General features: G+C 45.3%; 12 protein-coding genes and 17 tRNA genes. 4 read left to right on the top strand and 25 right to left on the bottom strand.

Going from position 1 to position 13590, the window contains the following annotated elements:
- The first annotated feature begins 109 nt into the window (after positions 1-109).
- Both ACWQAU_RS10215 and ACWQAU_RS10210 read left to right on the top strand, forming a co-directional pair.
- The gene (locus ACWQAU_RS10215) at positions 110-1129 is read left to right on the top strand and encodes a lactonase family protein (protein ID WP_011101686.1); all 1020 of its coding nucleotides are present in this window, start codon (positions 110-112) and stop codon (positions 1127-1129) included.
- Between the two features lie 15 nt (positions 1130-1144).
- On the top strand, positions 1145-1783 hold the full coding sequence (locus ACWQAU_RS10210) for a copper homeostasis protein CutC (protein WP_003644620.1): 639 nt from the start codon (positions 1145-1147) through the stop codon (positions 1781-1783).
- Between the two features lie 253 nt (positions 1784-2036).
- On the opposite strand, the gene ACWQAU_RS10205 is transcribed toward ACWQAU_RS10210, so the two are convergent.
- Genes ACWQAU_RS10205 through yjbM form a run of 3 tightly spaced genes read right to left on the bottom strand, consistent with a single transcriptional unit; the run spans position 2037 to position 4398 of the window.
- Positions 2037-2939 (bottom strand): RluA family pseudouridine synthase, encoded by a 903-nt coding sequence (locus ACWQAU_RS10205; RefSeq protein ID WP_027821199.1) that lies wholly within the window; start codon positions 2937-2939, stop codon positions 2037-2039.
- Positions 2936-3739 (bottom strand): NAD kinase, encoded by an 804-nt coding sequence (locus tag ACWQAU_RS10200; protein WP_003640878.1) that lies wholly within the window; start codon positions 3737-3739, stop codon positions 2936-2938. Before ACWQAU_RS10200 ends, ACWQAU_RS10205 begins: the two co-directional genes overlap by 4 nt.
- Positions 3736-4398, bottom strand: coding sequence for a GTP diphosphokinase (gene yjbM, locus ACWQAU_RS10195; RefSeq protein ID WP_003640879.1), 663 nt, complete (start codon positions 4396-4398; stop codon positions 3736-3738). Before yjbM ends, ACWQAU_RS10200 begins: the two co-directional genes overlap by 4 nt.
- Positions 4399-4690: 292 nt before the next feature.
- On the opposite strand from yjbM, the gene ACWQAU_RS10190 reads away from it, so the two are divergent.
- Positions 4691-5326 (top strand): DsbA family protein, encoded by a 636-nt coding sequence (locus tag ACWQAU_RS10190; protein ID WP_003640880.1) that lies wholly within the window; start codon positions 4691-4693, stop codon positions 5324-5326.
- A 214-nt stretch (positions 5327-5540) separates the two neighbouring features.
- Here the strand turns inward: ACWQAU_RS10190 and pepF are convergent, their stop codons facing one another.
- The 5 genes from pepF to ACWQAU_RS10165 form a co-directional block, all read right to left on the bottom strand.
- Positions 5541-7352: an oligoendopeptidase F gene (pepF, locus tag ACWQAU_RS10185; protein WP_027821200.1), complete on the bottom strand. Its 1812-nt coding sequence runs from the start codon at positions 7350-7352 to the stop codon at positions 5541-5543.
- 77 nt (positions 7353-7429) lie between these two features.
- Entirely contained in the window at positions 7430-8515 is a 1086-nt protein-coding gene (locus tag ACWQAU_RS10180) for a competence protein CoiA (protein WP_053338973.1), read from the bottom strand.
- A gap of 186 nt (positions 8516-8701) precedes the next feature.
- Positions 8702-9433: an adaptor protein MecA gene (locus ACWQAU_RS10175; RefSeq protein WP_003640883.1), complete on the bottom strand. Its 732-nt coding sequence runs from the start codon at positions 9431-9433 to the stop codon at positions 8702-8704.
- A gap of 135 nt (positions 9434-9568) precedes the next feature.
- Positions 9569-9967 carry a transcriptional regulator SpxA gene (gene spxA, locus ACWQAU_RS10170; protein ID WP_011101690.1) on the bottom strand — a complete coding sequence of 133 codons (399 nt, stop codon included), beginning with the start codon at positions 9965-9967 and terminating at the stop codon, positions 9569-9571.
- Between the two features lie 286 nt (positions 9968-10253).
- Positions 10254-10997 carry an MBL fold metallo-hydrolase gene (locus ACWQAU_RS10165; RefSeq protein WP_003644623.1) on the bottom strand — a complete coding sequence of 248 codons (744 nt, stop codon included), beginning with the start codon at positions 10995-10997 and terminating at the stop codon, positions 10254-10256.
- Between the two features lie 140 nt (positions 10998-11137).
- Here ACWQAU_RS10165 and ACWQAU_RS10160 point away from each other — a divergent pair, with 140 nt between their 5' ends.
- Positions 11138-11638 carry an antibiotic biosynthesis monooxygenase gene (locus ACWQAU_RS10160; protein WP_003640886.1) on the top strand — a complete coding sequence of 167 codons (501 nt, stop codon included), beginning with the start codon at positions 11138-11140 and terminating at the stop codon, positions 11636-11638.
- Positions 11639-11982: 344 nt separating this feature from the next.
- Here ACWQAU_RS10160 and ACWQAU_RS10155 read toward each other — a convergent pair.
- From ACWQAU_RS10155 to ACWQAU_RS10075, 17 genes are all read right to left on the bottom strand, one after another.
- A tRNA-Asp gene (locus tag ACWQAU_RS10155) sits at positions 11983-12057 on the bottom strand.
- Between the two features lie 2 nt (positions 12058-12059).
- Positions 12060-12133, bottom strand: a tRNA-Met gene (locus ACWQAU_RS10150).
- Positions 12134-12142: 9 nt separating this feature from the next.
- Positions 12143-12215 (bottom strand) — tRNA-Glu (locus ACWQAU_RS10145).
- A 19-nt stretch (positions 12216-12234) separates the two neighbouring features.
- A tRNA-Ser gene (locus ACWQAU_RS10140) sits at positions 12235-12322 on the bottom strand.
- Between the two features lie 4 nt (positions 12323-12326).
- Positions 12327-12401 (bottom strand) — tRNA-Ile (locus ACWQAU_RS10135).
- Between the two features lie 6 nt (positions 12402-12407).
- Positions 12408-12478, bottom strand: a tRNA-Gly gene (locus ACWQAU_RS10130).
- Positions 12479-12490: 12 nt separating this feature from the next.
- Positions 12491-12563 (bottom strand) — tRNA-Phe (locus ACWQAU_RS10125).
- A 29-nt stretch (positions 12564-12592) separates the two neighbouring features.
- Positions 12593-12667, bottom strand: a tRNA-Asp gene (locus ACWQAU_RS10120).
- Between the two features lie 3 nt (positions 12668-12670).
- Positions 12671-12744 (bottom strand) — tRNA-Met (locus ACWQAU_RS10115).
- A 6-nt stretch (positions 12745-12750) separates the two neighbouring features.
- Positions 12751-12840: transfer RNA gene (locus tag ACWQAU_RS10110), tRNA-Ser, on the bottom strand.
- A 39-nt stretch (positions 12841-12879) separates the two neighbouring features.
- Positions 12880-12953: transfer RNA gene (locus ACWQAU_RS10105), tRNA-Ile, on the bottom strand.
- A gap of 15 nt (positions 12954-12968) precedes the next feature.
- Positions 12969-13042 (bottom strand) — tRNA-Met (locus ACWQAU_RS10100).
- 31 nt (positions 13043-13073) lie between these two features.
- Positions 13074-13147: transfer RNA gene (locus tag ACWQAU_RS10095), tRNA-Pro, on the bottom strand.
- 5 nt (positions 13148-13152) lie between these two features.
- Positions 13153-13226: transfer RNA gene (locus tag ACWQAU_RS10090), tRNA-Arg, on the bottom strand.
- 10 nt (positions 13227-13236) lie between these two features.
- Positions 13237-13322 (bottom strand) — tRNA-Leu (locus tag ACWQAU_RS10085).
- 15 nt (positions 13323-13337) lie between these two features.
- A tRNA-Gly gene (locus ACWQAU_RS10080) sits at positions 13338-13409 on the bottom strand.
- Positions 13410-13425: 16 nt separating this feature from the next.
- A tRNA-Thr gene (locus ACWQAU_RS10075) sits at positions 13426-13498 on the bottom strand.
- Between the last annotated feature and the right edge of the window lie 92 nt (positions 13499-13590).

Below are 13590 nucleotides of genomic sequence, written 5' to 3'. Positions count from 1 at the left end.
TAATTGCTTTAATTGTAGCATAGTCCTAATCACAGACGCCAATTTGTCATCGCTTACACGGGCCATATCTATGCTATACTTGAATTATCTATCAAGGAGGTTTGTTATCATGCAAGAACGCATTTTATTCGGAACATATACGAAAAAAACAAGCCAAGGGATTTACCAAGGAACCCTTGACACCACTGCCAAAACCTTAACCAACGATGGCTTACTGGCAGCCACTCAAAATCCCACCTATTTGGCCCTCTCAGCTAAGGATTGCCTATACAGTGTCGATAAGGAAGATGACGAGGGCGGTATCGCTGCTTGGCAAATCGACGGGCAAACTGCTCACAAACTAAACACCGTTGTCGCACCTGGCACCCCACCAGCTTACGTTGCTGTCGATGAGGCCCGACAACTCGTCTACAGTGCCAACTATCATAAGGGAACGGCCGAAGTCATGAAAATTGCTGCTGATGGCGCGCTGACTTTGACCGATACTGTTCAACATAGTGGCCATGGCCCTCGTCCTGAACAAGACGGCTCCCATATTCATTACACCGACCTCACGCCAGATAATCGCTTAGCCGTAATCGATTTAGGTAGCGATAAGGTCTATGTCTATAACGTCAGCGACGCCGGTCAGTTAAGTGAACAATCCGTGCTCACTATGGAAGCTGGCTTTGGACCACGTCACCTCGTGTTCAGTCCAGACGGCCAATACGCCTTCTTAGCTGGTGAATTATCGAGTCAGATTGCGAGCTTAAAATATGACGCCCAAACTGGTGCCTTTACGCAGCTTGGCATTGTGAAGACCATTCCTGCCGACTACACGGCGCACAACGGTGCCGCAGCCATCCGCTTAAGTCACGACGGTCATTTTCTCTACGTCTCCAATCGTGGCTACAATACGTTAGCTGTCTTTGCAGTAACCGCCGACGGTCATTTGACCCTGATTCAGCAAATCAGTACGGAAGGTGACTTCCCCCGTGATTTTGATTTAGATCCAACTGAAGCCTTTGTCGTGGTCGTTAATCAAAACACTGATAATGCCACTTTGTATGCACGCGACTTAACGAGTGGTAAACTAAGTCTATTACAAAAGGACGTTACTGTGCCTGAAGGCGTTTGCGTCCGTTTCTAGTAAAGGATGAAACTCATGTTATTAAAAGAAGTCTGTGTTGAAAATTACACTAACATTCCCGCAGCCATTGCGGCCGGTGCCAATCGGATCGAACTCAACGATAACCTATCCGTTGGCGGTACAACGGTCAGTCGTGGTGTAATGGCTGAGGCAGCCAAGTATACCAGTGAACATCACGTGCCCCTAGTGACCATGATTCGCCCCCGTGGTGGCAATTTCGTTTATAATGATACGGAATTAAAAATCATGGAAGCGGACCTGCTACAGGCTCAATCATTAGGTGTTGATGGTGTCGCATTTGGTGCTTTGACTGCGGATAATCAGCTTGACGAAGAAGCCTTAGCGTTACTAATTGGTGCAGCCGGTGGCATGTCGATCACCTTCCACATGGCTTTTGACGCCATCCCTGAAAATCAACAAGCCGCGGCAATTGACTGGTTAGTAGACCATGACGTCGATCGCATTTTGACACATGGCGGCCCACTTGATCAGCCGATTGCTGACTGTGTCCCCCACTTGCAAACGACGATCAAACAGGCCGCTGGCCGAATTCAGATCCTACCTGGTGGTGGCATTACCACCGCCAATGTCGCCGACATCACCACAACGCTCGGCGTCAAACAGGCCCATGGGACCAAGATTATTAATTACTAAGAACTGCCAAAAAGGCGCATCTCATTTTTTGAGATGCGCCTTTTGATTGGCGAAGTAAACTAAAAAATTAGACCATTAATCACGGTTATTCAATGGTCTAATATTGGCACAAGCGCCCGCACTAAGCCAACTTGCCCTGAGCCCTCTTCCGCGAACAAATTGGTCATTGTCAACGCTGATCAATTGGCTCGTGTTCATCATCAATCATGCTAATTAGGATAAACATAAAACGGACCAAATCTTAATGGTCACTTTATGAATTGGCACGTTGATTATGAATAATTAAACGGTTAAGATCAGCCGGTAATGGTGCAAAGGTCGTGAGGGTCTGGCTAATGAATGGATCATCAAATTCCAGTTGCATGCAGTGCAGTGCTTGGCGCTGAATCCACGGGTCACGAGGACCGCCATAAAGGGCATCACCGATCAATGGATGACCGCTAGCTGCAAAGTGCACCCGAATCTGATGCGTTCGGCCGGTATGCAGCCGTACCCGGACGACTGTCATGTTACACAGCCGCTTGACCACCCAGTACTCGGTTAAAGACGGCTTACCGTCGGGACGGGTCGTTCGTTTGATAAATGAATCAGCGGCACGACCAATGGGCGCATCTAGCCACCCGTGGTCAGTCGTCAATTCACCACTGACGACGGCTAAGTACATTTTGCGCATCGCATGGGCCTTCAATTGATGATCAATAATCGAATGGGCAAAATGGTGCTTAGCGAAGAGAACGATACCGCTCGTATCCCGATCCAAACGCGTGGTGATATGCACAACCTCATTATCATAATGGGCCGCTTGATAATAACCTTTTACCCGATTCGCTAAGGTATTGTCAGGTAAGGCATGCGCCGGTACTGAGGCCACTCCTGCTGGTTTATTCACAATCAGGTAGTCACGATCCTCATATAAGATATCGATCGGCAACGTCGAGACGCCTAAGTGGTCATTACCAATTTCAGCAGGTGTGACCATCGTCACAGTCTCACCGCCTGTCAGCATATGAATCGCTAATACCGGTCGTTCATCAACGAGAATTGCCCCACCATGAAACTTAACTTTTTTCAACAAACTACGTGTCACACCATGTTGTGCCAAGAGTGTCTTAACTTTCATCGGGGTCGTCTCATGGTTGATCCAAGTAAACCTCATTGCTCGTCCAACCCGATGAAGGATGTCCCGACCCGTTGCCAGAAGCGATTATGACGATGCTGAGCAAATGCAATTCGACGATTAGCAATTGAATAACGAATTTGTTCAATTGGCCGCGGCTGCGTATCCATTTGATCAGCTGTAAAGACAAAGTGTGACTGCTGTTGTGGCCGAATCGTTATTGTTTCATACGGCGCTACGATGACTGGCGAGCCTAATGTTCGGAAGACTCGGTTGTTGATCGACGCAATCTCGGCCATTTGTAAAGCGTCCAAGCGCGGATGAATGACAGCACCACCAACTGACTTATTATAAGCCGTCGAACCAGTTGGAGTGGAGACGCATAACCCATCGCCACGAAAACGTTCAAATAGTTCATCTTGAATATAAACATCGGCAACCATGGTACTCCCAAGCTTCTTAAGCGTTGACTCGTTCAACGCCAAATAATGATCAGTCGCATCCGTATCCGCATAAGTAATATCTACAGCCAGCAAGGGATAGGTCACACTCTGGCCGTTGTCTTCCAGTAAACCGTTGATCAGTTGGTCGATTTCATAATCTCGCCAGTCCGTATAGAAGCCTAAATGGCCAGTATGCACGCCAACAAAGCGAACTTGGTCAACCATGTGACTATAGTGGTGAAACGCCGCTAAAAGCGTCCCATCGCCTCCTACCGACAAAACAATGTCTGGGTGCTCATCATCAATTTCAAACCCGGCAGCCAGCAGTTTAGTATGTAACTCACCCGCTACTTTCTTGGTCTTGGCACTCGCATTTGCAAAAATCGTTACTTTCATGAATTTTGATCTTCCTTTGTCGTGTCAGGCTCATCGTTGCCCGGCCCCTTCCCATACGAGAACAAGCTCTGAGCTTCTTGAATTTCCTCACGAATTTCTGACATTTCTTTATCCAAACTAAAGGCGGCTTCCGCAGCCCGTTGTAATCGTTGACTCAAGTTTTCAGGGAAATCCCCTTGATATTTATAGTTAAGCGAATGTTCAATGGTCGCCCAGAAATTCATGGCAAGTGTCCGGACTTGGATTTCGGCCAAAATTTTCTTTTCACCACCGACCATTTGGACCGGATATTCAATCACGATATGATACGAACGGTAACCAGATGGCTTTTCATTACTAATGTAATCGCGTTCTTCCAGAATTGTCATATCCGTCCGTTTTCGCAATAAATCAACGACCTGATAGATATCCTCAACGAATTGACACATAATCCGCAAACCAGCAATATCCTGCATATCTTGTTCTAGGCGATCTTCTTGTACTTTACGTCGGGTCATCTTTTCCTTAATGCTATCAACGGGTTTGACCCGCCCCGTTACAAATTCAATCGGTTCATGCTGATTCAAATCACGAAATTGTTTGCGCATTCCCCGCAATTTAACTTTAAGCTCATCAACGGCTTGCTGATAAGGCAGTAAAAAATGATTCCAATCTTCCATCGGGGCACCTCCGTTTCAATCCATACCCTAAAATTTTACCATAAATCGTCGGAATAAAAAGTTAACGTTCTCGAGATTGAACCCTAAGTTCACTTTTTTTCCAAACTGTAATCCTAGAAACAAAATACTTTACGAATTTAGCAAATCGGTGCATGATTACGGGTGAAGGTTTAAGCTAAGTAACGAGTGATTTTCTGCATTAAAAAATTTATGAAATGAAAAACTTGCAAATACCTCGTTTGATTGGTATTCTGCACTATGACGCGAATAGAGAAAGTGGAGGAATTATAACGTGTTAGAAGTGTATTTATTTGTAAATCCGTTGGCAAACCAATGCGTACGTGATGAGCAAAACGTGTTACGGTTGGCAAACGACTCAGACAAGCAAATCCAATTTCAATTCGTACCATTACTCAATATTAATGTGATTCAACGGGCTCTAAAGTGCCAAGGAATCAAGGCATCCGACTGGCATGCTCAAAATCAACAGTCTCAAACATTGTACCGAGTTATTTTGGATTATAAAGCCGCCCTTTTTCAAGGCAAAAAACGGGGGCGTAACTTTTTAATTGCCTTGCAATCTGCAATGCTCAAGGCTGGTCAACACTATTCGGAAGAGCTCGTCAAAACGGTTGCAACTAACTGTCAGATTGACTTAGACATGTTTATGGAAGATCGGGACAGTGACTTGGCGAAACAGGCCTTTCATGCTGATCAGCGGCTTGCATCTGAAATGAACATTACCGAAGCATCGTCGGCCGTCGTTTTTGATTGCGACCAATATGATTATGGTGTCTTGCTAGAACATTTTAATTACACGACTCTTTTTGACTTAGTCAATGGCAATCTGGATCCTTTTCAAGATGCAACTCGGGCAACCAATGCCAGCTGTGCTAGCCTTGCCAACGCACAATTACACGTTTTATAATTCCAGTAATTGCAATTATTCAACTGGTCCTACCAGTCAAAAGCACCCGACGATCATTTTCGCCGGGTGCTTTTGACTGTATTTACCTTTTATAGCTGCCAGAATAAGCCTTCTGGACTCGGCAGCTAACACCCTAACTGATAAGCGGGTCAGGTCTAAAATAAGCGTCGGGACCGAACATCCTGACGCTCATTGTGCTTGCTTTTATAACTGGTTAATCTTGGGTGACCAACTGTTCAAATTCATTTAATCGTTCTTCAAATACCTCGAAAGCTGCATCAAGATAATCAGGCTTGGTCATATCAACTCCAGCTCGGTGCATGACATCGATTGGGAAAGCAGATGAACCAGCTTTCAAGTAACCGAGATAATCCGCAACAGCATCTGTCTGTTGCGTACTAATACGGTCAGCCAACGTTGAGGCCGCTGCAAAACCCGTGGCATACTGATAAACATAATAATTGTAATAAAAATGCGGGATACGGGACCATTCGTCGGCAATTTGCGGATCACTGACGACGGCGGCACCATAGTAGCGTTGGTTCAACTGCAAATAATGTTTTGACAAGCGATCGGCAGTCAAAGCCTGACCTTCTTGATCTTGCTCATGAAGCCACTGTTCAAACTCAGCAAATTGCGTCTGCCGGAAAACGGTGCCTTTAAATCCATCTAAGTAGTAATTCAAGACATACGCCCGCATTTTTGGATCTTGTTCAGTCGCTAAGAAATAGTTCGTCAACAAGTTTTCATTAGTCGTTGAAGCAATTTCCGCCACGAAAATTGAATAGTCACCATACTGATAAGGCTGATGATGTGTCGTGAAGTAAGAGTGCATACTGTGTCCCATTTCGTGCACCAACGTATATAAATTATCAATATTATCCTGCCAGTTCAACAGCATGTATGGCGCGGTATCATACATTCCTGACGAATACGCCCCGCTACGTTTGCCTTGATTTTCCACCACATCAATCCACCGTGAAGCAAACGCTGTTTTGACGTGTTTGAGATAATCAGGACCCAAAATTTTGAGCGCTTGTAAAGCAGTTGCTTGAGCCTGCTGGTAGGAATAGTTGGTCGTCGGCTTGGGTGCCAATGGCGTGTACATATCATACATATGCAACTGATCAACTCCGAGCAGTTGTTTCCGTAGCGCAACATACCGGTGCAATAAGTCCAAATGCTTGTCAACGGACGTGACTAAAGAATCGTAAACCGCCGTCGGAATCTGATTGGCAGCAAGTGCTGCCGTCCGCGCATCTGGATAATGATGAGCCTGGGCAACAAAATTGTGTACCTTGACTTGGCTAGCTAAAGTCGAAGCAAGTGTTCGCCGGAACTGGCCGTATACTTTATACAGTGCTTCAAACGCCTCTCGCCGAACAGCCGGATGAACGGACTCAAGTAACACCCCATAAATTCCTTGTGACAATTTGACAGGGTTGCCGTCGTCATCCTTTACCGTTGGAAATTGAAAGTCAGCGTTATTCAGTACACCAAAAGTTTTCGCAGAAGCACCAAAAATATCACTAGCGCCTGCGAGTAAAGCTTCTTCGCTTTCAGACAGAACGTGTCCCTTTTGCAACCGGATCGTATCCAACAAATGCCGATAATCACGTAAATCGACGTTTTCATCAAGGTACGTATCCAATTCGCCCGGCGTTAATTCCAAGATTGCTGGTTCGAACCAGGCAGTCGCTGCGGATACCTTGGCAGTCAAACTACTAGCTTGATCGTCTAAAGCCGCATTGGTACTATTGCCAGTATCCTGGTCACTTTTCAGACTTGCGTATACCGCCACTTTCTCTAACCGACGATACAGCGCTAAAACAGCCTGGATGCCAGCCAGCACCGTGTCGGCCGAGCTTGTAAACGTTTCTTTAAGCGCAGTGACGGTGGGGATTGCAGCTTTGACTTGTGCAATATCCGCCTCATACGCGGCCTGATCTGCATAAATGGGCGTCAAATCCCACGTCAGTTCTTCAGGAACGGCCGAACGGGTCGGCAATTGTTTGGTTGCTACCATGCAAATTCCTCCAATTATTTCAATATAGCACTAGATTACCACAGATTGCGCCTATCGCGGTAGCATCTGTTCCGGAATCAATGTTTGCGCCATCGAAGCTGGCCGGAATTCACATGCCACTCAGTTTTCTGCCAGTTTATCACTTGCTGCTCGCTAAGCATCGTAATCATGGTCGTTATCAGTTGTTGTATTAACGTGCCTCGTGCTTGCAGGCAGGCACGCCGGGCAAGTAATGGCCGTAATTGGGCCCAGATCAATGCCTCTAATTGTGGCCCAGTAAGCCGTCCGGACTGTTGCCGCAGTGCAAAAAAGACGTGGGCGTGCCAGACCAGATATGGTACCGATAACAGCGGTAGTTGCGGCACAGTGGGCATCGTCCACGTCGGTAACTGGACAATCGTTCCTCCGCGTTGATAGCAAGCCACTTGTAACGCATCAAAACCACGTTGATGTCGAAGCCGTGCCAACATTAGCTGTTGATAATAATGCCGTAAATGCGTGTCCGGTAAAGTTGGGGTGTTAATTTTAGGAGCCAATTGGCGAAAATGTAACACAGACTGGCTGCGCGTATCCAGTCGAATCGTTTGATAGGTCAGCGGTTCCGTATCCAATGTCAAGACGTGATGCAATAAACGAACACTAGTACTTTGAGTGTCCAAAAAAAGTAGAAACAGGCCCCACCGTTGCTGGTACTGCAAAAACTTCAAAGCCTTGCTATTGAGGTGCAATTGTCGCTGATAGGGGCGTCCCAACAACCATAACACTTGATAGCCATGCTGACGATAGCCCTGCGTCCGAGCTGCGAGTCGCTCCACTGACAAGGGTGAACACTGAAATTCTAACGCGAGTGGTTGCGCTGTACCTCGTCGAACCAGGATATCCGGGCGCTGATGTAGCTCTGGCAAACCAGCCTCTAAGCGCACCGTATAACCACTGGCAGCGAACCAGGTCGCTAATTGTTGTTTACCACGAAGATGTTCCGTTGTTTCCCCTTCAGAGAAAGCATCACAATCCGTGGCATGGACGTGGGCAAAATGTGGCACGATCACTGCCCCCCGTTTCAATTGCACCGGCTGCACACATCCTGGACAGTGATATTCTATTTGGCGATCAGCCGTCGCCGCATTAACGAGTTGATGCTGAGCATCCATCGCGATCAACATGATGGTCCCTCCCTTCAACAACTAATTACGTCATTAAAGCCAATTCTCACGTAAACCCATCATCATTTATTGACCCCGAGCAGCCACCCGTTTTTTGGCAAAGCGTCCGGCAGGCAGATTGTTTATCCGTGGATACAAAAAAAGCCTTAACATTACGAATAAACGTTATGTTGAGGCAATTAACCGCTATTTAAAATAGTGCCGGATGGTTTCCAAAGCAGCATTAGACATGATCTTTTCACCATGTTCAAGTAGTACGTCAGCTGAAATATTAGCTAAATGGGCATATTCCAAGGCTACTGCGACATCATCTTTGATAGTGGCCGTTGATGATTGATCGACAAAGAAAACCAGTTCTAGATAATATTGGTCGCGATACTTGAATAAGTTAGACGCGAGTCCCTCTGGCCGGAATAATTGTGCCAATGAAACAAGATCCTCAAATTGATCGAATTTCAACACGTATTCCTTAGTTGGTGTATCAGGATCATCCAAATACGGATCGAGATCATTAGTGTCCTTAGTTGGATTATGTGCAATACCTTGTCCATCTTCAACCTGATTCGTATCCGTCTGCATCAGTTTACGCTTCAAATAATCTGAAACATCATCTTGTGAGTCGCTATCATCCGATTGGTCGGGTGACTGAGTTGCTTTAGCAATCGTATCTTGTAAATTATCACTGTTTTTGCTAATAAATAATTCTAAACCATTTCGGTTTGGTAATACTTGGAAAGTTACGGCATCATTGTCCTGAAATTGATGATCAACATCAACTTCCTCCAAGATGCTATAGAAGAAACTTTCAATTTGCTTATGATTCCCTAGTAAATCTAGTACGCGAATACCGCGTTCATTGAGATCATCATTTCCAATAACGACGCGAATCGTATCTTCGTTGATGCGTTCCATCTCCATTACAGATCCACCCCTTTCTAAGTGTCAAGGGCCATAATCACTATCACAATTCTAACTTATTTCAGTTTATTGTAAAGTAATCTATCTGAAAATACAAAAATTGGCCAATTAGTTAAGCTAACTAGCCAATGATAATCACATATTTGCTAATTGTTGTGCCCGTAATAATTCTAATGTCCGAATTTTGCGTGGCAAGAAGCGGCGAATCTCGTCCTCATTGTAACCAACTTGCAGCCGCTTCTCATCAAGCATAATTGGTCGACGTAACAGACTAGGATCATGAGTAATCATGTCAAACAATTCATTGAGTGACAAATCATTAATATCAACGTTCAGTTGTTGAAAGGCCTTTGAGCGAGTGGAAATAATTTCTTCCGTCCCTGATTCAGTCAGTTGTAGGATCTGCTTGATTTTTTCAATTGAAAGCGGTTCGGTAAACAGATTGTGTTCTTGAAAATCAATGTCGTGTGTCTGTAACCAAGCCTTGGCTTTGCGACATGAGGTACAACTTGGTGCGGTATATAAAATAACCATCCTGGGTCCTCCTTGGCATCGTTAATCAATTTTATAACATAATTCATTATACGCTACTCACTTTTAATTGTGAATAGGTTTAACAAAATTAATTTATTTAAAACTAATAATCTAAAATACAATTATTCGATATATGTATTTTTTCTATTGAATAAACCGCTTTTATAGTCATTCTTGTTATTAATTAATTCGTATACAATTTAATTATGACTTATGATATCAATAATCTATTAACGGTAAGCTGACAGAAAAAGCTTAGCAAAATGATTTGCTAAGCCCTATCATACTAGCCAAGATTCAATTGTAAAAACTTTTGAGCAACTGTCACTTGAATGTCATTACCGGCGGCTGCTTGTGCTTCTTGTTGGAGTTGTGTAAATGAGACATCTTGTGGCAAGTGTGTGAGCAATAATTTTTTGACGCGGGCATCTTTGGCAATTTTACCAGACTGTGCCGACGTCATATGCCACATTTTACCAGTTTTATCTGCGGCAAAATTCGTATCAGTCATCAATAACTGTGCCCCGGCTGCGAAAGTCGCTAATTCTGGCAAATAAGCCGTATCGGCGGAAAAGACAAGTTCTTGCCCCGTCGCTCGCTCGACCAACTTAACGGCATAGGCTGGAACTGGATGTTTAGTCGGTAAAAAGCTCACATCAAACGGCCCAATTTGATTGACAGCAGCCGGATCATAGGCCCGACCTTCTGTGGCATTCGCCCAGGTCAAGGCACCAAAGTTAAGTGGATCAGCGGTGTGCCCGTAAATCGGCAGCACGGGCGTCTTCCGTTCACCAGCACGCAACTGCCAGTAATATTGTAAGACCCCAACGTCCGCCGTATGATCGTGATGATAATGAGTCAGGAGCACACTATCGAGCTGTAAGGGGTCTAAAATCTCTTCTAAGGCGTTTAGCGCCCCCGACCCACAATCGAGCAATAAATGGTAATCACCGGCTGTAATCAGGTAAGAACTCGTACCCACGCCATCGTATGGATAACCACCATAGTAACCAAGAACTGTTAGTTTCATTATTGACCATCCCTTCATTTCTCTGTCCACTTCTATTTTAATATAGCACCAAGAAAAAATGAAACCAACAACTTAACATATTTTCAATTATTTTGAAAAACACGTATAATAATAGATGTAATAAATAAGGAGTGATATTGATGAGTGGAAAGATTGCAGCAACATTTGGGACACGTAAAATTCTAACCATGATCCAACAACAAAATGCTGATCGTGACTTGTTATTAATGCAGGCCAACGCCACTGAAGATCGCTATATGCTACTCGATTTAACCGGCGAAAAAACCGTTTTTTCAAGCCCCGTAACGTATGACGTTTTACTTTCAAAAGGATCAGCTGACTGGCATGGAATGACAAGTTTCATCTTCATTGATTTACCGGAAGAAGAACAAAAAGTCTTTAAATCTAAGTTTAGTAGTTTCCGACACGATTATAATAAGCCAGATGGGCTGAAACATTTTTGGATCTTACGTGAGTCCAAAAATAATTCAGCCTTCGTGATTGTCACAAATTGGCATAGCGACTCCGAATATGCTGTTTGGCTGCGAAGCGCTTCATTCAAGCCATTTGCCAAGTACATCACCTCAGATTACGGCTACCACGAAAGTCGCTATTCATTTGTACGTTCATTAAAATCATAATCATCCGGTATTGGATATTTCAAGTCGCTGCAGTGATTGAACTGCAACGACTTTTTTCATGAATATTACTTTTACTCAACACTGCTAAATCTCATCAGTTGATATATAAGCCTCGTTCACAACATCACATTGCAGTCAGAACCAACATATGTCCCGATCAGTGTGATCCTAAAGAATCTGCCGTCAGCTTTAGTTGAGCAATCGTGAGCCCCAATCAGCCATCTGTTGAATGACACCCACCCTATTTACTGATTACAGTGCGCACCTCTTTAGGTGATCTCGTCAAACAGTTAATATTCTGAAAACACAAAAAAACGTCATTCATCAACGAATGACGTTTGTGACGGTCCGTACGAGACTCGAACTCGTGATCTCCTGCGTGACAGGCAGGCGTCCTAAACCAACTAGACCAACGGACCAATTGCGGGAGCAGGGTTTGAACCTGCGACCTTCGGGTTATGAGCCCGACGAGCTACCAGACTGCTCCATCCCGCGATAATATAATGACCCCTACGGGATTCGAACCCATGTTACTGCCGTGAAAGGGCAGTGTCTTAAACCACTTGACCAAGGGGTCATATTTTTAAATGGTACAACGGAGAAGGAGGGATTCGAACCCTCGCACCGCTTGCGCGATCTATACCCTTAGCAGGGGCACCTCTTCAGCCACTTGAGTACTTCTCCAAAATGGGCCTAAATGGACTTGAACCATCGACCTCACGCTTATCAGGCGTGCGCTCTAAACCAGCTGAGCTATAGGCCCAAAAAAAGCGGGTAACGAGAATCGGACTCGCGACAACAGCTTGGAAGGCTGTGGTTTTACCACTAAACTATACCCGCAGAATACAGATATGGCGCGGGACGGAATCGAACCGCCGACACATGGAGCTTCAATCCATTGCTCTACCGACTGAGCTACCGAGCCATTGTAGCCATTTAGAACTATTAACTTAACGGTCCGTACGAGACTCGAACTCGTGATCTCCTGCGTGACAGGCAGGCGTCCTAAACCAACTAGACCAACGGACCAAATTGCGGGAGCAGGGTTTGAACCTGCGACCTTCGGGTTATGAGCCCGACGAGCTACCAGACTGCTCCATCCCGCGATAATAAGGAGGATGAGAGATTCGAACTCTCGCGTGGTTTGACCCACCTGACGGTTTTCAAGACCGTTCCCTTCAGCCAGACTTGGGTAATCCTCCATATGATGTAACTAGGAAATGTCCACTATTAATAGTAGATGGACCTTGTAGGGCTCGAACCTACGACCGGACGGTTATGAGCCGTCTGCTCTAACCAACTGAGCTAAAGGTCCAAGCTCTAATTCCTATCGCGGCAGGGGGAATCGAACCCTCGACCTCCCGGGTATGAACCGGACGCTCTAGCCAGCTGAGCTACACCGCGATGTGTTAAATAATCGTATATGACTACTTAATCGGGAAAACAGGATTCGAACCTGCGACCCCCTGGTCCCAAACCAGGTGCTCTACCAAGCTGAGCTATTTCCCGTTATATGCACCCAGTAGGAGTCGAACCTACAACCTTCTGATTCGTAGTCAGACACTCTATCCAATTGCGCTATGGGTGCTTCATAAAAGTGCCGAGGACCGGGATCGAACCGGTACGGTTATCACTAACCGCAGGATTTTAAGTCCTGTGCGTCTGCCAATTCCGCCACCCCGGCAACACTTTGGAACAAAGCGGAAGACGGGATTCGAACCCGCGACCCCCACCATGGCAAGGTGATGTTCTACCACTGAACTACTTCCGCATAACTATTCAGTTAATGCCGACTAGAGGATTCGAACCTCCGACCCCCTGTTTACAAGACAGATGCTCTGCCAGCTGAGCTAAGTCGGCATGACGATTAACACAACTATAACATCATATCATGCTCAGTTACATAAATCAACAATAACTTTTGTGAAACTATTTAATTATGAGCCGTGAAC

The organism is Lactiplantibacillus sp. 3062 (assembly GCF_055413545.1).
Note: the sequence above shows the minus strand (reverse complement) of the source record. Positions and strands in the feature narration are given on the sequence as shown.